Source organism: Pseudomonas fluorescens, from assembly GCF_001623525.1.
Classification (GTDB): Bacteria; Pseudomonadota; Gammaproteobacteria; order Pseudomonadales; family Pseudomonadaceae; genus Aquipseudomonas; species Aquipseudomonas fluorescens_Q.
The window spans coordinates 1,818,570-1,836,411 of the sequence record NZ_CP015225.1; the positions used below are offsets into that span (position 1 = coordinate 1,818,570).

Annotated in this window: 14 protein-coding genes and 1 pseudogene; 11 read left to right on the plus strand and 4 right to left on the minus strand. The window is 61.3% G+C overall.

Annotated elements, in window-relative coordinates:
- Positions 1-173 precede the first annotated feature (173 nt).
- Positions 174-1,868: an ATP-binding response regulator gene (locus TK06_RS07845; RefSeq protein ID WP_203417411.1), complete on the plus strand. Its 1,695-nt coding sequence runs from the start codon at positions 174-176 to the stop codon at positions 1,866-1,868.
- On the opposite strand, the gene TK06_RS33375 is transcribed toward TK06_RS07845, so the two are convergent.
- From TK06_RS33375 to TK06_RS07855, 3 genes and pseudogenes are all read right to left on the minus strand, one after another.
- Positions 1,849-2,463: a methyl-accepting chemotaxis protein gene (locus TK06_RS33375; protein WP_371914646.1), complete on the minus strand. Its 615-nt coding sequence runs from the start codon at positions 2,461-2,463 to the stop codon at positions 1,849-1,851. The genes TK06_RS07845 and TK06_RS33375 overlap by 20 nt on opposite strands.
- A pseudogene (locus TK06_RS33380) lies at positions 2,437-3,204 on the minus strand (PAS domain-containing protein); the annotation flags it as partial. The pseudogene TK06_RS33380 and the gene TK06_RS33375, both read right to left, overlap by 27 nt.
- An 84-nt stretch (positions 3,205-3,288) precedes the next feature.
- Positions 3,289-4,194: a transcriptional regulator GcvA gene (locus tag TK06_RS07855; RefSeq protein ID WP_063321594.1), complete on the minus strand. Its 906-nt coding sequence runs from the start codon at positions 4,192-4,194 to the stop codon at positions 3,289-3,291.
- A gap of 113 nt (positions 4,195-4,307) precedes the next feature.
- On the opposite strand from TK06_RS07855, the gene gstA reads away from it, so the two are divergent.
- Positions 4,308-4,907, plus strand: coding sequence for a glutathione transferase GstA (gene gstA, locus TK06_RS07860; RefSeq protein WP_063321595.1), 600 nt, complete (start codon positions 4,308-4,310; stop codon positions 4,905-4,907).
- 154 nt (positions 4,908-5,061) lie between these two features.
- Here the strand turns inward: gstA and TK06_RS07865 are convergent, their stop codons facing one another.
- Entirely contained in the window at positions 5,062-6,018 is a 957-nt protein-coding gene (locus tag TK06_RS07865) for a threonine dehydratase (protein WP_063321596.1), read from the minus strand.
- Positions 6,019-6,111: 93 nt separating this feature from the next.
- Between TK06_RS07865 and TK06_RS07870 the strand changes: the two genes are divergently transcribed.
- From TK06_RS07870 to TK06_RS07910, 9 genes are all read left to right on the plus strand, one after another.
- Entirely contained in the window at positions 6,112-6,927 is an 816-nt protein-coding gene (locus TK06_RS07870; RefSeq protein ID WP_063321597.1) for a helix-turn-helix transcriptional regulator, read from the plus strand.
- A gap of 242 nt (positions 6,928-7,169) precedes the next feature.
- On the plus strand, positions 7,170-9,044 hold the full coding sequence (locus TK06_RS07875) for a 3-dehydroquinate synthase (protein ID WP_063321598.1): 1,875 nt from the start codon (positions 7,170-7,172) through the stop codon (positions 9,042-9,044).
- Positions 9,041-9,931: a UbiA family prenyltransferase gene (locus TK06_RS07880; protein ID WP_063321599.1), complete on the plus strand. Its 891-nt coding sequence runs from the start codon at positions 9,041-9,043 to the stop codon at positions 9,929-9,931. The genes TK06_RS07875 and TK06_RS07880 overlap by 4 nt, the downstream gene beginning before the upstream one ends.
- Positions 9,928-10,701, plus strand: coding sequence for an EboA domain-containing protein (locus TK06_RS07885; RefSeq protein ID WP_063321600.1), 774 nt, complete (start codon positions 9,928-9,930; stop codon positions 10,699-10,701). The genes TK06_RS07880 and TK06_RS07885 overlap by 4 nt, the downstream gene beginning before the upstream one ends.
- A gap of 39 nt (positions 10,702-10,740) precedes the next feature.
- Entirely contained in the window at positions 10,741-11,625 is an 885-nt protein-coding gene (locus TK06_RS07890; RefSeq protein WP_018603866.1) for a TatD family hydrolase, read from the plus strand.
- Positions 11,622-12,851, plus strand: coding sequence for a metabolite traffic protein EboE (eboE, locus tag TK06_RS07895; RefSeq protein ID WP_063321601.1), 1,230 nt, complete (start codon positions 11,622-11,624; stop codon positions 12,849-12,851). The genes TK06_RS07890 and eboE overlap by 4 nt, the downstream gene beginning before the upstream one ends.
- Positions 12,841-14,286 (plus strand): alkaline phosphatase family protein, encoded by a 1,446-nt coding sequence (locus tag TK06_RS07900; RefSeq protein WP_063321602.1) that lies wholly within the window; start codon positions 12,841-12,843, stop codon positions 14,284-14,286. The genes eboE and TK06_RS07900 overlap by 11 nt, the downstream gene beginning before the upstream one ends.
- Complete coding sequence (locus TK06_RS07905; RefSeq protein WP_063321603.1) at positions 14,265-15,407, plus strand: hypothetical protein; 1,143 nt, start codon at positions 14,265-14,267, stop codon at positions 15,405-15,407. Before TK06_RS07900 ends, TK06_RS07905 begins: the two co-directional genes overlap by 22 nt.
- Positions 15,408-15,417: 10 nt before the next feature.
- Positions 15,418-17,802 carry a hypothetical protein gene (locus tag TK06_RS07910; RefSeq protein WP_063321604.1) on the plus strand — a complete coding sequence of 795 codons (2,385 nt, stop codon included), beginning with the start codon at positions 15,418-15,420 and terminating at the stop codon, positions 17,800-17,802.
- Positions 17,803-17,842: the final 40 nt, after the last annotated feature.

Genomic DNA, 17,842 nt, shown 5'->3' on the forward strand with positions numbered 1-17,842 from the left:
GGGGACAGCATCAAGCCTGTCCCCAACCCTCACCTCATTTCTTCCAAGTACCTGCGCTCAAGACGCAAGCCTTGCAGATAACGAACGACTTCGTTCACGTGCTCTCCCGACGCCCTGCGTGGTAGTCCCCTCCTGAAGTATCCCGGCCCGGGCAACTATTCTGAGTCGCATTGATGGGCCAGCCGCTACGCTATCTCAAGGCACCAGAAGCCCGTGAGGTTCGAAAAACGGTGGAAAAGAACAGTGAACTCGACCAGGCCACATTACGCCTGACCGTCAGCGCCTGCGCGCTGTTGTATATCGTTATCCTGGCCGGCCTCTATCCAGAAGACGCCGCGAGCTACGTACCCATCATTATCTACATCTGTATGTTCATCGTCGTCTCGGTGTTCCTGCGCATGATCATCAAGCGCTGGCCCGGACACTTCTTCTGGCGGCGCCTTTTCACAATGCTGCATGACTATGCCGGCATCGCATTTGCCATGATCGTCGGTGGAGAGGGCACGCTCCCGGTGTACGCTGCATTACTCTGGGTCACGCTGGGCAATGGCATGCGCTTCGGCTCGCGCTACCTGGCGCTGGCGACCGTTATCGCATTGTCGAGCCTGGTATTGGTTTTCTGGCTGACCCCGTTCTGGCATACGCAGCCCTACATGTTCCTGATGCTGATCGTCACCACCATTGTGGTGCCCGCCTACGCGCACATTTTGCTCAAGCGCACACGCATTGCCTCCGAAGAAGCCATTTTGGCCAATCAGGAGAAATCGCGATTCCTGGCCCAGGCCAGTCATGACCTGCGCCAGCCAATCCACTCCATCGGCCTGTTCACGGCTTGCCTGCGCGATGCCCGGTTGGGCCAGGAAGAATTGCGACTGGTGGACAACATCGACCGTTCGCTGCACACCGTGTCGCAGCTATTCCGCTCGATCCTCGATATCTACACCCTCGATCACGGCCAACTGATACCGAAAGCCGACACCGTACACCTGGGCCAATTGCTGCAGGACGTCGTCAAGCAGAACACCGAAGCGGCCCGCTGGGCCGGCGTCGAGCTGCGTCTGCGCGACTGTCCTTACTGGGTCAGCGTCAATCCCGGTTTGCTGACTACGATGGTCCAGAACCTGCTGTCCAACGCGCTCAAATACGCACCCGGCCAACCCGTGCTGATCGGCGTGCGGCGCCAGGGCAAGCGCCTGGCCGTGGTGATCTACGACAAGGGGCGCGGCATCGCCGCCGAACATTTGCCCGAAGTGTTCAAGGAGTTCTACCGCGTGCGCCATATGCGCGACAAGGATGTCGAGGGCCTTGGCCTCGGCCTGTCCATCGTCAAGCGCATCAGCCAGATGCTCGACGTCGATATACACATCCGCTCCAAGGTCGGACAAGGCACCCGGGTGGCGATCAGCGGCCTGGAGCCGGCAGCACCATGTGTCATGGCGCCCAAGGGAGTGCCCGTCGGGAATCGCCTGGACGGGTTACGGGTGTGCTTGGTTGAAGACGACGCCAACGTACTGATGGCGACCTCGGCGCTGCTGGAAAAATGGGGCTGCGAGGTTGAGGCCCACAGCGACGGCGAAGGGTTGACCAGCGATTGCGACATCGTCATCGCCGACTTCGACCTGGGCACAAAAGTCTCGGGCGCCGAATGCATTGCCGCACTACGCGAGCAGCGCGGCCGGCAAGTCCCGGCACTGGTCATCACCGGGCATGAGATCGAGCGGATACGCCAATCGCTGCAAAGCCTGAGTATCTCGGTGCTGGCCAAGCCCGTGCGACCGCCGGAACTGCGTGCGGTATTGCTTGAATTGGTCAAGCGCATGAATCGCAAGGGCGAGGCCTCAGCTCACCTCAACCCACCCAGCCGATAGCCGTCTTGGGGATCACCTCGGACTCGTCGAGCTTGGACGCAAACATGCTCACGGCCTCAAGTGCGTCCGTGGTCCCGTTCCTGATTTGCACGATGACCGAACCGGCCTGATCTGCCAGGGTTACGCCGCGCAATGCGCCTTCATGGGTCACGTTCATGCTGGCGACGGCATCGCGGGTTTCGGAGAGGATCATGCCGATCATTTCGGCAATCTCCGAGGTGGAGCGACTGGTGCGCCCGGCCAGTTGCCGGACCTCGTCGGCCACCACCGCGAACCCCCTCCCCTGGTCCCCGGCCCGTGCGGCCTCGATGGCCGCGTTGAGGGCCAGCAGGTTGGTCTGGTCGGCAATGCCGCGAATGGTGTTGACGATGGCTGTGATCTCTTCCGAACGCGCGCCCAACTGCCCAACCAGACGCGCGGAAGAGCCAATGTTATCGGCAATCTCGCGCATCTCCTTGGCAGTCTGGTGGATCACCTGGGCACCCTGTTCGGCCACTCGTTCGGTCTCGGCGGAGATATGGTACGCACGGGAAGCGCCACGCGAATCCTCTTCGAATTTCTCCACCCGCTCGCTGATGTCACTGGCGAACTTCACGATCTTGCACAACTTGCCTTCGGCGTCGTAGACCGGGTTGTAGCTGGCTTCCAGCCAGACGACTTTGCCGTTTTTGCCGAGGCGCTTGAATTGGCCGCTGAAAAACTCGCCGGCGTTGAGACGGCGCCAGAAATCACTGTACTCCGAACTGCCAACCAGGCTCGGTTCGCAGAACATCCGGTGATGCTTGCCCTTGAGCTCTGCCAACGTGTAATTCATGACATTCATGAAGTTGTCGTTGGCGGTCAGGATGTGGCCGCCCAGGTCGAACTCGATCACGGCCATGGCCCGGTCGAGTGCCGCCAGCCGGCCACGTGTTTCTGCCTCGCTGGCAACCTTGGCGGTGACATCGAGTGCGTACTTGACCACCTTCACGACGCGGCCCTGCTCGTCCACTATCGGGTTATAGCTGGCTTCCAGCCAGACGTTCTGCCCTTGCGCGCTACGGCGCTGAAACGTGCCGGAAACAAACTGACCGGCGCGCAACTGGTTCCAGAATTCACGGTACTCGGCGCTGCCCACCAGCGCCGGGGTGCAAAAATCCCGATGGGACAGGCCGGCCAATTGATCCGCACGGTAGCCCATCGTGCCAAGAAAATTTTCGTTCGCCCGAAGGACCTTGCCATCGGGGCTGAACTCGATAACAGCCATCGACCGCTCCAGGGAGCCTACCAATCCTTTGTATGTTGCCAATTCGGCCGTCCTAGCCGTCAGTTCGTTTTTTAGTGTTGTATTAAACATGACGTAACCTCGGTGAACCCTGAAAGTAACCGGACCTTCTATTCATATCGGCTCGCTGACTGAAGGCTGAACGGTACGCGGTAATCATGTTTCGGCGCCAAAACCCAACGAATCCATCAGCCAGGTTCTAAAGGCCTGCACTTTTGGCGTGTCGGCTGTTTCATGCGGGCTCACGAAATAAAAGCCGAGGTCAGATTTCAATCGCAGATCAAAGGGGGCAACCAATCGCCCGGCCTTCAGGTCATCCTCGACATAGGTCGAACGCCCAATGCAGACCCCCAGACCGTCAACCGCAGCCTGAACGGCCATCATCGCAAGGTCGAATGTCAGCCGGCTGCCTTCGGCCAGTTTTTTCGGCTGGCCAGCGGCGCTCAACCAGGCACTCCAGTCGTCGCGGGTCACCCCACTGACCTGCAACAAGGTGTGCCGGGCCAGATCGCGCGGATTCTCCAGGACTTTCGGACCTTGCAGCAGCCTGGGGCTGCACACCGGAAAGATCTCATCGGCCATCAGCCAGTCCGCCCGCAACCCCTTCCAGTCCCCGGAACCGTAACGAATGGCCGCATCGACGCCGCCCTCACGGAAATTCACTCGTTCGGTAGATGCCGTAACGCGCACGTCAATGTTGGGAAACGCCTGCTGGAATGACGCCAGTCGCGGCAACAACCATTTGGAAGCAAATGAAACCAGGGTACTGATCGTCAAGACGCTGTTGCTGCGGCTCTGCAGCAACGTCTGCGTGCAATAGCGCAACTCATGGAACGCCGCGCGAACGCCTGGGAAATAGGCATGTCCTTCGTCTGTCAGGGCCAGGCCATCCTTGAGCCGCAAGAACAGGCGCACGCCCAGTTCTTCTTCGAGCCGGCGAATTTGATGGCTGATGGCTGTCTGCGTGACGTTCAGCTCTTGCGCAGCCTTGGTAAAGCTCATATGCCGAGCGGCCGACTCGAATGCTTTAAGGCCATTGAGGGAAGGGATTCTGATGGCCATTGGGCTCGGCTTGCTCATGAGGTTTTGTCATACGCTAGCACTGAAGATGTCGTTTGAAAATGTTCCGGCCCTCGCGGATTCTGACAGCACGTCCCCCCGTCCTCGAGGAAACCATGAAACTGTACTTCGCCCCCATGACCTGCTCATTGTCCCCGCACATCGTGCTGCGGGAATTGGGCCTGCCATTTGAATTGATTCGGGTCGACAACAAAACCAAGCGAACTGCCGATGGGCTCGATTTCCTGAGCATCAACCCCAAGGGCTACGTGGCAGCCTTGGTGCTGGATAACGGTGATGTCCTGACCGAGGGGCCCGCCATCGTCCAGTACCTGGCCGACCTGGTCCCCGCAAACACGCTGGCGCCGGCCAATGGCACTTGGGAGCGGGTTCGCTTGCAGGAATGGTTGAACTTCATTACCTCCGAGCTTCACAGCGGATGTGCGCCGCTGTTCAACGCTGATATTGCAGAGTCGACCAAGGCCATCTTCAGGGCAAAACTGTTCAGGCGCCTGGATTACCTCAGCCAGGCCCTTGAACGACAGGATTACCTGATGGGCACCTTTGGCCTGGCCGACAGCTATTTGTTTACCGTCCTGAACTGGCTGCCGTTGTTCAATATCCAGATCAGGGATTGGCCGGCACTGGCGGCGTTCATGGCGCGAATCGCAACACGCCCCAGCGTCCGGGCAGCCATGGCTGCGGAGGCGGCGTAGTCATTGGCGGCACATTCCATCTCAGTGCAACCTGACCTGCCGCTATCGCGAGCAAGCTCGCTCACAGTTGTCCGGGGTGATTGTGAGATTCGAGATACACCTCGGCCCTCCTGTGGGAGTGAGCTTGCTCGCGATGACGGCGGCAAGCCCAACCTCAGCCAATCAGATTCGCATACACCGGCCGGTCGATATTCCCACCGGAGAGAATCACCGCCACCCTTTTCCCCCGCATCGTTTCACGCTCCTGCATCAGCGCGGCCAAGGCGGCCGCGCCGGCACCTTCGGCGAGGTTGTGGGTGTCGGTGTAATACGCCCGCATGGCCCCGGCAATTTCAGCATCGCTGACCGCTACGATTCTCGCCGCCCCGGCCCCATAGATGGCAAAGGCCTCGGGAACGGGTCTGCGCACGGCCAGGCCGTCGGCAAAGGTATTTGCCGACGCGGTCTCGCATAGCCTGCCCGCTTCAAACGACAACTTCGCCGCGAGGGCCTCGGTGGACACCACGCCCACCACCTGGGTCTTCAGGCCCAAGGCATCGCGGGCGGCGATGACCGCGCAAATCCCCGAGCCGCAGCCTATCGGCACATAGACGGTGTCCAGGTCCGGCACCGCGTTGAACAGCTCAAGCCCATAGGTCGCCACGCCCTTGACCAACTCGGGATGGAACGGCGGCACCAGGTAGAGGCCATGCGATTGGGCCAGGCGTACCGCCTCTTCACGGGCCTCATCGAAATCACGGCCATACTCGACCACCTCGCCGCCAAAACCGCGCATGGCGTTGTTCTTCTCCACCGAGTTACCTTGCGGCACGACGATCAACGCTTTCAAACCCAATGCGCTGGCCGCCAGCGCCAGGCTCTGGCCGTGGTTGCCGCGAGTCGCCGTGACGATGCCTTTTGCCTCTGGGTGCTCGCGCTTGAGCCAGCGCACGAAGGTCAGGCCGCCGCGTACCTTGAAGGCCCCCGTCGGGGTGTGATTCTCGTGCTTGACCCACACCGTGCAACCCAGCCGTTCAGCCAACAAGGGCCAGGCGTACTGGGCGGTGGCGGGCATGACTTCGTATAAGTGGCGGGCAGCTTGTTCGATATCGTCGCGAGTCAGTGTGTGCATGATGGGCCTCCGGGTTTTTGCCCAGTCTAATCAGGGCTCCATCGGCGGGCTTTCAGAAAACTGACCTGACTTTCTGCTCCTCTCTTCACTACTATGCTGTTCATGAACCCTCGAAACCGCCAACAGCCGCCCCAGTCCGAACCGGTCCGTCGTATCGAAGCTGGGCCGTGGGCGATCGAATTGCTGCCCGGCTGCGCCTACGCCACCCGCTATGTCGCCACCCAGTCGGCGATCGGCTTTGCCTTTGACAGCCAGCGTGGCCTGCACGCCATCGGCAGCGACCGCGTGCAGCCCTTCGAGGCGATCCCCAACGGCCTGGCATTCGTCCCCGCCGAATGCGACGTGTTCTCCGAATCCCCCTGGGGCGGAGAATACCTGCGGGTCGTGCGCACCGACGGTATGGCATTGCCGGGGGAACATGCGTTCAACAACCGGATTGACCCGCAGGCCATCACCCTCGCCCTGAGAATGCGCAGCGCACTGCTGCGCGCCACCGCGGAGGATGACTGGGAGGCCTGGACGCTCGGATTGGCTGAACGGGTGAAGGACCCCAAGACGTTTTCGGCCCCCGTACAAGGGTCCATCACCGGCGGGCGAATGCGCCTGCTCGACGAGTTCATCGATGCCGGTCTCGACGGTCCGCTGGGGGTCAAGGAAATGGCCGGGCTGCTTGGCTTGTCCGAAGGGTATTTCATACGGGCATTCAAGAATGCCACCGGCAAAAGCCCGCACAGCTACCTGATCGACCGGCGCCTGGCCAAGGCACGGGCGCTGATGCGCGACTCAACCGCCCGACTAATCGATATCGCCCACACTTGCGGCTTCAACTCCCAGGCGCACATGACCACGCTGTTCAAGCAACGCCTTGGCGTCAGCCCGGCACAGTTGCGCGGCTATTCGAGGCCCTGAACGGGCCGGGCAAGCCGCTAATTCGGGTCACCTGAAACGCGAGTGGCGCCCCAAATCAAATCGCCATCAGATAGCCTTGCAAAAACACCCGGGCCGTCTAGATTCAAATCTGTCTCCAACCACATCGTCAACCACACCTGACAGCCCTTCGGGCGAGAGCGTCTATTGGCCTAAAACACACACTTGGCGTTGCTTTCAATTACTGACACGGAATCAGTCAATAACAACAAGAGGGATGCTTGATGAAGCATGGCCGTGGGTATCGTTTGCTCTCGCAAAAAGGCGCAGCCGGACATTTCTGGCTGTCGCTGGTTTGCTTTTCCGCCCTGGTGATCGCCAGCTTCTTGCTGTTCGAACAACAGATCCAAGACTTCCTGACCCATCTCGAGCTGTACCAGCCCTCGACGCCCGCGCAGAAACTCTACCTCGCGTTGCTGCTGATCGCCCTGCTGGCGCTGGACGTGGTGCTGCCGGTGCCGTCGAGCATGGTTGCGCTGCTGGCCGTGGCCATGCTCGGCAGCGTGGGGGGTTACCTGGCGATTTTCGTGGGGCTGTGCCTGGGCGCCGGGTTGGGTTATGCCCTGGGCGCCGGCTATTTGCGTTTGTTGTCCGGCCGCCTGGGCCTGCATCAGCGCCAGCCGGGGCAACTGGCGTACCGGTTGGGCACACTGTCGTTGATCTGCCTGCGCGGGGTCCCGGTATTGGCGGAAACTTCAGTCGTCGCCGCCGGTATGCAAGGCTACCCTCTGCGCGCTTTCATCCTGGTCACCACCCTGGCCAACGCCGGCCTCGCGCTGGCCTACAGCGCCATAGGCAGCTTTCTCGTCGAGCAGAACGCGCTGTTGGTGACCTTGCTCGCCAGCATGGTATTGCCCGGGCTGTTCATCGCCGGGTACAGCCTGTTCAAGAGCCTTCGCCGCAGCGAAGCGGAGCAACCGTTGCACGGGCGCTTCAAGGTCAGCTACGACTACCCGGTGGTGTTCACCGACCATGTATTCGATCCGCTCAATCCCTGCCTGCACCGCCAGCTCATGGCCGGCCACAGGGGCCCGGTCACGGTGTTGATATTCGCCGATGAACAACTGCTGCACAGCGCCCCGCACCTGCAGGAACAGATCAACGCCTACTTCGCCAGCCACTTTCCAGACCTGCACCTGCAGGCGCCGCCGATTGCGGTCCCGGCCGGCGAGTCGAGCAAGGATTCACAGGTGTTGCAGCGGCTGTACACCGACATGCTGAAACATGGCTTGGACCGGCATTGCCATGTGCTGGCCCTCGGTGGCGGCGCGGTGCTGGATGCGGTGGGCTACGCCTGCGCCACCTTCCACCGTGGCATTCGCCTGATTCGCATCCCCAGCACCGTGCTCGCCCAGAACGACGCCGGCATCGGTGTGAAAAACGGCATCAACGCCTTCGGCCAGAAGAACCTGCTGGGCGCCTTCTATCCCGCCACCGCAGTCATCAACGACTTTCAATTGCTGACCAGCCTGACCCGGCGCGACCAGATCGCAGGCCTGGCCGAGGCGGTCAAGGTGGCGCTGATCAAGGACCCGGCGTTTTTCCAGTGGATGGAGCAACAGGCCGACGCCCTCGCCCACTTCGAACATGGGGCCAGCCGCTATGCGATCCGCCGCTGCGCCGAATTGCACCTGGCGCACATCACCGGTGCCGGCGACCCCTTCGAACGCGGTAACGGACGGCCCTTGGACTACGGACATTGGGCCGCTCACAAACTGGAAAATCTCAGTCAGCACCGACTGCGCCATGGTGAAGCCGTCGCGGTGGGCATGGCCCTGGATGGGCTTTATGCCAATGCCTTGGGGTTGTTGAGCGACGGCGACACCGAACGGGTGCTGAACCTGCTGCTCAAGCTCGGCTTCTGTCTGAACCCGCCAGAACTGACCTTGAAAGATGCACTGGGGCGCTCGCAGGTCTTGCTGGGATTGGAGGAGTTCCGCCAGCATTTGGGCGGGCAACTCTCCATCCCCATGTTGAGCCGGATCGGCGAGTCGGTGGACTTGCATGAAATCGATACCGCGCGAATGGAGCAGGCATTGCAGCGGCTGTCCACCCAGGTCGAGCTTGCGCCGATCCTGAACGAGCGCTGTGCGCAATGAACCAGACGGCGCCGAACCTCAAGACCTGGCTGACCCTCGGCCGTGTCTCCAACCTGCCCACGGTGTGGACCAACACCTTGGCCGCCGCCCTGCTCGCCAGCAGCGCCGGGGCCCTGGCACCGCCGTCTTCCCTGGTGTGGATCCTGCTGCTGGTGGCACTGTCGCTGCTGTACCTCGCCGGCATGCTGTTGAACGACCTGTTGGACGCCGACTGGGACCAACAACACCACAACCCCCGCCCCATAACCCTGGGCCTGGTGAGCCGCCAGCACGTGCGGCTGGCCACTGCGTTGTTGCTGGTGCTGGCTGCCGCCTCGCTGCTGGGCCTGAGCCAGTTGATCGAGCAGCCGCACTGGCTGCTGGGCAGCGCCACCCTGTTGGTGGGCTGCATTCTCGGTTACAACCTGCTGCACAAGAAATACGCCCACAGCGTCTGGCTGATGGGGGCCTGCCGCTCCGCGCTCTACCTCACCGCGGCGGCCAGCCTGGCGATGCCGGCGGGACCGATCTGGCTCTGCGCCATTTTGCTCGGTGTCTACATCAGCGGCCTGACCTACCTGGCTCGCCAGGAACACCGCAACCAACTGATCAGCCGCCTCCCCCTGCTCTTGATGCTGAGCCCACTGGCCTTGGCGATCTATGCAGGCAGCACCTGGTTTTGGCCGGTGCTGCTGTTATGGCTTGGCTGGTTGGGCTGGCATTACTGGCACAACCTGGCCAACCCTCGGCAACGACAGGTCCGCGCCTTTATCGGCGCTGGCCTGGCAGCCCTGCCGCTGTTCGATGCCCTGGTGCTGGCCGTGGCTAACCAGCCCTTGGGCAGCCTGTTATGTGTCGCGGTGTTTTTCCTGCTTCCCCATTTCCAGCGCTGGATCAAACCAACATGAACACGGACGTTACTGCAGCGGCATCGGCGGCCCTCGACATGCGCCACGATTGCCTGAACGAACAACGCCAGCCCTTCATCCGCCATCTCGATGAAAGCGAACGGCGATGGTGGCATCAGGCAGAGGAACAGCTTGCCCTAAGCCCGGACGCCAACACCGCGGCGCTCATGAGCAGCCAATGCAAGCGCAACCTCAAGGAGCGTGCGCAACCCGGCAGCGATGGCTGGAGCAACGTCCAGCTGGCGCGGGCGTTGCTGCTGGCCCAGGTGCTGGAACAGCAGCCCGCCGCCCGGCAAGTCCCCCTGCTGCACCAATTATTCCTGTGGGGCGACGACCAGGAAAAGGTCGCCACCTTGAAAACCCTCGATTGGCTCGATAGTCGCGGAGCGTGCGTGGAGCTTGCACGCCAGGCCGGACGCACCAGCAACAGCCAGGTGTTCGCCGCCCTCGCCCTGGACACCGCCTACCCATCGCGTCACTACAACGAACAGGCCTTCAACCAATTGGTGTTGAAAGCGCTGGGCATGGGCCTCGACGTACGACGCCTGATCGGCCTGGCGCAACGACAAAGCGTCACCCTCAACCAGTTGGCCCTCGACCTGCTGGACGAACAACTCGCCGCCGAACGAACGGTGTCCGCCGGACTGCCCCACGTCATTGCCTTCGACCTGCTGAGCCCGGCGCAACGTCAGCGCCTGGCCGGCCTGGGCCAGCAACAACGCTTACCGGCGCAATGGCACGAGCACCTGGGCGGCGTTTCGCCGAACTGATGCCCCACCTCCCCCCGCTTTTTTTGACGAGGATTCACCATGCTCAAGTACTTTGACCCGCATATCCACATGGTCAGCCGCACCACCGACGATTACCAGAACATGGCGGCCGCCGGCATCACCGGGGTAATCGAGCCGGCCTTCTGGCAGGGCCAGGCCAGGACCAGCGTCGGCAGCTTCATCGACTACTTCGACACACTGTTGGGCTGGGAGCGTTTTCGCGCCAGCATGTTTGGCATCCATCACTTCTGCACCATTGGCCTGAATCCCAAGGAGGCCAATGACCTGTCGGTGGCCAATGAGGTGCTGGAGATTCTGCCGCGCTACCTGGTGAAAGACGGCGTGGTGGCGGTGGGTGAAATCGGCTACGACGACATTACCCCGGAAGAAGATCGCTTCCTCGCCGCGCAATTGGAGCTGGCCAAGCAATTCAATCTGCCGGTGCTGGTGCACACCCCGCACCGCGACAAGATAGGTGGCACCAAACGCACGCTCGCCGTCATTCGCGAGGTCGGCATTGCCGAACATCTGGTGATCATTGACCACCTCAACGAACTGACCCTGCCCCTGGTGCTGGACAGCGACTGCTGGCGCGGCCACTCCATCTACCCCAACACCAAGATGTCGGAACAACGCATGGTCGCGCTGCTGCAGCAGTACGGCACGGAGAAAATGGTGGTCAACAGCGCCGCCGACTGGGGCATCAGCGACCCGCTCAAGGTGCCCAAGACCGGCCAGGCAATGTTGGCCGCAGGCTTCAGTGAAGCCCAGGTCGAACAAGTGCTGTTCCACAACCCGGTGGACTTTTTTGCCCAGAGCGGCCAGTTGGACAAAGCCCTGGTCAGCACGCCCCTGCCCATCGATCAGCGGCGACAATGGCAGGACAACTCCGCCCTGCGGGGCCAGGAACCGGTGATCAAATGAGCGCCCGCACGGGTTGGACGGCCATGCAGATCGGCTATTGCAGCAACGTGCACCCGACCCATGACCTGGGCGGGCTACGCGCTTGCGTCGAACGGCATTTCCAGACCGTACGCACACTGCGCGGGCTCGACACGCAGGACAGTGGATTGTGGATCAGCGCCCTCGCCGCCGCCGAACTCCAACACGCGCCGACCCGTGCGGATTTCCTCGACCTGCTGCAACGCAGCGGGCTACGCCTGACCTCGCTCAATGGGTTTCCCTACGGCCAATTTCACCAAGGCGCAGTGAAAGCCGACGTCTACCTGCCCAACTGGGCCGATCCGCAGCGGCTGGCGTACAGCCTGGACCTGGCTCGACTTCTCGCCCAGGCCCTGCCAGCGGACTGTGCCCAGGGGGTGATCTCCAGTCTGCCGCTGGGTTATGCCGCCCACTGGAGCCCGACGGTACAGCAACGTGCCGAGCAGCAACTGCGCGAGCTCACTGCCGGGCTGGCCCGGCTGCAACGGGAGACGGGCAAGAAGATCGTGGTCTGCCTGGAGATGGAGCCCGATTGTGTGCTGGAAAACACCGACCAGGCCATCGCCTTCTTCCACCACTGGCAAGCCACGGACCCGCACCATGAACACCTGGCGCTGTGCTTTGACGTTTGCCACCAGGCCGTGATGTTCGAAGACTGCTATCAATCACTGGACCGATTGCGTCGGGCCCGGGTCCCCATCGGCAAGATCCAGTTATCCAATGCACTGATTTGTCGCCTGCCTGAGGACGAGCACCGGCGCGAACAGGTGCTCAAGACATTGAGCGGTTTTGCCGAGCCCACCTACCTGCATCAAGTGAAGGCCCGCGATGGACACGATCGGTTATCGGCCTGGGCCGACCTCCCCGCGGCCCTGGACGATTGTGAGCAGAACCGCGTCTCTCATCCCGAGCTGAGGATTCACTTCCACATTCCGCTGTTCAGCGAGCAGTTGCTGCTGCCCGAACTCAGCAGCAGCCAGCTTGCCCTGTCGCAGACTTTCGATTTTTTGGCCGACCATGGGGATTTTCGCCCCGTACTGGAAGTGGAAACCTACAGCTGGGGCGTCCTGCCTAGCCAATTGCGGCCTACGACCGAGCATGCCCAACTCCAGGGCATCGCGGCGGAGTTGCATTGGGTCGAGGATCAATTGCAACAGCGCCGCTTGCTAGAACCTCAGGCACTGGAGGCCCACGCCCATGCGCTCTGATCCTGCGCGCCAGCCGCTGCTGCTGATCAACGTGGTCGGCCTGACGCCCGCGCTGTTGGGTGCCGCGACGCCCTGCATCAATGCCCTGTTGAAAACGGCCAAGATGGCCACGCTGCAGCCAGTGTTCCCGGCGGTCACCTCGACCGTGCAGGCCTCGATCCTCACCGGACAACCACCGTCGGAACACGGCATCGTCGGCAACGGCTGGTATTTTCGCGATCAGGCCGAAGTACGTTTCTGGCTGCAACCCAATGCACTGATCCAGGGGGAAAAGGTCTGGCAGACACTCAAGCGCCAGTACCCCGGGTTTCGCTGCAGCCAATTGTTCTGGTGGTACAACATGTATGCCGACGTGGACGCCGCCATTACCCCTCGGCCCCACTACCCGGCCGATGGTCGCAAGCTGTTCGGCCTGTATTCGGCGCCGGCCTCGTTGCATGAGCGTATCGAACAGCAGATCGGCGAGTTTCCCTTTCCGAGTTTCTGGGGACCGGCGGCCGGCATCGCGTCGAGCCGCTGGATCGTCGACTGCGCCATCGCCGAATTCCAGATCAACCGCCCCGACCTGCAATTGATCTACCTGCCCCACCTCGACTACAGCCTGCAACGCCTGGGGCCCGATCACCCGTCGATTGCCGACGAGGTAAGGGCCATCGACGGTGAAGTCGGGCGTCTGCTGGACTTTGCCCAAGCACAAGGCGCGGCAGTGATGCTGCTGTCCGAATACGGGATCGAAGCCGTCACCCAATCCGTTTCCATCAACCGGTTGTTACGTGCCGAGGGCTTGTTGCAGGTCCGCCAATCGCTGACCTGGGAGTTGCTCGACCCCGGTGCCAGTGCAGCGTTTGCGGTGGCCGATCATCAGGTCGCGCACATCTACGTGAAGCAGGCGTGCGACATCCCCCGCGTCAAGGCGCTGTTGCAACGCCAGGCCGGCATCGAGCAGGTGCTGGATAAAACCGAACAACGGGCCTGGCAACTGGATCATCCCCGCAGCGGCGAACTGGTGGCCGTGGCCGCGCCCGGTTACTGGTTCGATTATTACTACTGGTTCGACGAGCGCCAGGCCCCCGACTTTGCCCGCACCGTGGACATCCATCGCAAGCCAGGCTATGACCCGCTCGAGCTGTTCATCGACCCGGCCATTCGCTTCCCGAAATTGAAAGTGGCGCGCCGCCTGCTCCAGAAAAAGCTCGGCTTTCGCTACTACATGGACCTGATTCCGCTGGACACCCGCCTGGTCCGCGGTAGCCACGGACGGCTGCCCACGAGCGAGAAGACCGGCCCGCTGCTCATCACCAATTGTGATCTGTCGTTGCCGCAGCACCTTGCGGCGACGGCGGTGAAGCAACTGCTCCTGGAACACTTCCGGGGGCACCCTCATGCCGATACGGCGAATGCCAAGGAGCTTCCATGCGGCGAGCCATTTCCATAACCGTTCTCAGTGCCCTGGCCGGTTTGGCCCAGGCACAGGACACCAACAACTTCGATTGCAGTAACTTCCTGCAATTTGGAGCAGACATCAACCAGACTCGGACCGCGTTTGCCCAGAGTCCCGAGACCATGGCCTGGAACTGGTTCGTCTGCTTGAACCAACCCAGTACCGCGCAAAGCAGCAATCTCGTGTGGGAGACGATGAAGCCCTCGGACCAGGTCTACCTGCCCAACGGCGCTCCACCGGGCACCTATGACAGCTCCGCGCCGCTCCCGGCCGCGGTGGTGACGCAAGCCAAGGCACAAGGTATGGACTTGTCCCGGTCCTTCCATAACATCAATGCCACCCAACAGGTCGATGGCCTGATCCTGCAAATGGGTGGTGCCGTGCCCGATGCCCAACAAGGCCACCCCGTACGCTTTCAGTTGCTGATGGGCAAGGACACGTTCGATTACATCGTGAATAAGCAGGTCTACAACATGAATGGCCAGGCCGCCCTGGCCAACGACCTGAACTTCCCCCCCACCGCCTGGGAGTTGAAAGCCGCGTGGCTGTGGATCGGCACAGACACGACCTACCGACAAACCCTGGTGAACGACGGCTACTACATTGCCCAGGCCTATTACCAGCAGGACGACGGTACTTACCAGGTCGGCTATGTGGCATTGAGCGGTCTGCATGTCGTCAACAAACTGAACGCCAACTGGGTCTGGACCACCTTCGAAAACATCAACAACAGTAAATACACCGTCACCAATGCCGCCCCGCCTGCGCCGATGACCAATACCACGGGGCCGACTCCGGCCGCCAAGCCGGTGAATGCCAGCTTCCAGGCCAATAACCGGAACCTGTCGAAGTACGAGTTGATCGGGGTCGAGTTCCAACCCATCACCCAGGTACTGGCCAACTCACAACTGGAATCGGCGTTCCAGAACACCTCGTCCTGCCTGGCCTGCCACGGCACCGCCGCCTATTCGAACGACAAAGGCTACTTCAATTTCGCTCTGAACCACGGGGGCGGCATCGTCTACCCCACCACCCCGCTGCCGCCCTCGGCATTCGATGGCTACAAAAAACTGGACTTTGTCTGGTCGCTGAAACGCGCCCAGTGGCAACGCTAAGGAGCATGACATGAGCGTATTGAATTTCCCCCGTATCTACCTCAACGGCCATATGTTCTGGAACCCGCCAACGGCCAACAACAACGACGTGTATCCGCTGTATGACGCGGTAAACGCGGACATCAACTGGCCGTTCATGAGCCACTTCGACATCAACGTCAAGAACGCCCCCACCCTACTGATGCCCTGGGCCATCAAGCCCCTGACAATGGCGGAGCTGCCGCCCTATATGCTGCAGGTACCGACCAATGCCAACCCGAAAACCTACCCATACATGCCCGCCGAATGGGATCTGTTTGGCGACAATGCCTGCGGCACGGTGAGCTACAAAGGGACGCGCTCAACGATCATTGGCGGCGAGCTGCAGGCCGACACCTACATCACCGCGGATGCGCTGGTTGGCAGGGACTACCAATTGCTCGGCAATCCCTTTGGCAGCAACGCTCCGACTGCCGCGCGCTTCGTGGACGTCAGCCCGTGGCAGAACACCTTCACCGCGTTGTATTTCGACAAGCTGATGCTGGGGGATGCCACGTGTGGCCTGACCCTCAATCGCCAGTATCGGATGATGGATCGCTTCCTCAATTTCAATTGGGGCGCCTTCGGTGGCCTGGTGTATGTCACCACCACCTGGCAGACCTGCTTTCCCCAGGAGAACCTGGAATGGGTCATCGGCGATTCGGCGCTGCTGAGTAACCTGCAGCAGCAGATGAAGCTGCAAGGGGCAAAGGGCCTGATGTTCAGGTTCTCCACCTACCTGACCTGCTACGACAGGAACGGTGTTTTCAACGACTTCCCGTACGTCAACACCCGTTCCAATGCCCCCTCGGATACGGCTCGTCTGCAAGCAATGTATCAGAAGGGCCTGGACAACGTTTCCGGTATTTTCTTCAACCCCGCCTACAGCCGCACCGCCGCGACCCTGGGCCTCTGGTTCGCCGACGAATACCCGACCGCGCCCGCCGGCCTGCGCCTGGTGCCCGCGCAGGCCGTATCTGTTGTTCAACCCAGTGGAACTCCCCAAAACGCCACACTGGGCGTGACTTCGGTGCAGATTACCGGCAACACCCTGTCGCTGGATCTGGCCAACACGTTCCCGTTCTATCCGGTAGAGCCCAATGCCCCCATCCTGACCGCCGAAAAATTCCAGGCCGGCGACTATCAACTGGGTGTACGCGAGGGTGATCAATTCACGCCGGTCGTGGACTTCGGTTTCGACCGATATAACCAGGCAGCCTTCGACAAACGCTCCGGCCTGCAAGACTTCCCGCTCAGCGACGCGGACCTGACGAAACTACAACCAGGTCATCCATTGGAGCTGCGACTCAAGGCTACGGCCGCCCCGACACCCGTGATCGCCGCCACCCAGCAAACCTGGACCGCCGAAGTGGTGGAGAGCGGCAGTTTCATTGACGTGGGTGACCATAAGACACTGACCATCATGGTGCAGAAAAATGGTCAGCCGGCGGCCAATACCACGCTGTGGGTGGCGGAATATGGCAACCCCTACATGGTGACCACCAGCGACTACTACCTGGCCTCCAGCAACGCGGCCAATTTCACGCTGTTCTTCGACCACCCAGACGACCCCAACCTGAACAAGGCCAATCTGCCGAACTTCAATAATGCGCCGCCCGTACAAAACTATCTGGCCAAAGGCAGCGGCCGCCGACTGACCGCGCTGCAGAATACGGATCAGTCCAGTGGAAACCCGATTGGTTATCAGCAATTCCTGCAGGGCGACGGCAAACCGGTCACGATCGACTTGCACCCTTGCCTGGCATTCGATGCCGGCGTCTACGCCACCGGAACCCTGAGCGACGACGTCCACGCCACTGCGGTGGATTACTCTTATGTCACCACTACCACCGACGCCAACGGCATCGCCCAGGTGAGCTTCAGGGCTATCGCCCCCGGCTTCCCGACCTTGCGTTTTTTCGTCAAGGATGGCGACAGCGATCCGGTCATCCCCTTCAGCTTCCCGCTGCCCCAAGCCTACATCGACTTCCTCGCCCCGCTCCGCGTCCTGCCCTTGGACGTGCAACTGCAACAGGACTTCATCAACTACTGGAACACCGTCTACAAGGATCAGAACGCCGCAACGCAGCTGTGGGAGGGTTTCCTCTACCCACGCATCCTGCAGACCTTCTATTACCTGTACCCCATCATGAACAAGTACATGCCGCTCAACTCCCAGGCGCGCGTCGAAGGCGCCATCGACCAGTTGATTGTGCTGATCAGCAAGCCCTACCAGGAAGAAAGCACGCTCGCGATGCCCATCACCCGTGACATGTCCCAGAGCCGCCGTGCGGTATTGGAGCTGTGGGCCCAGAAACTGGTGAAGCGCAACTATCCGCCACAACAACTCAAGATGAGCGATTACGACAACCTCTGAGCTTGTGTGGGAGCCGAGCTTGCTCGCGATGAAGGCACCT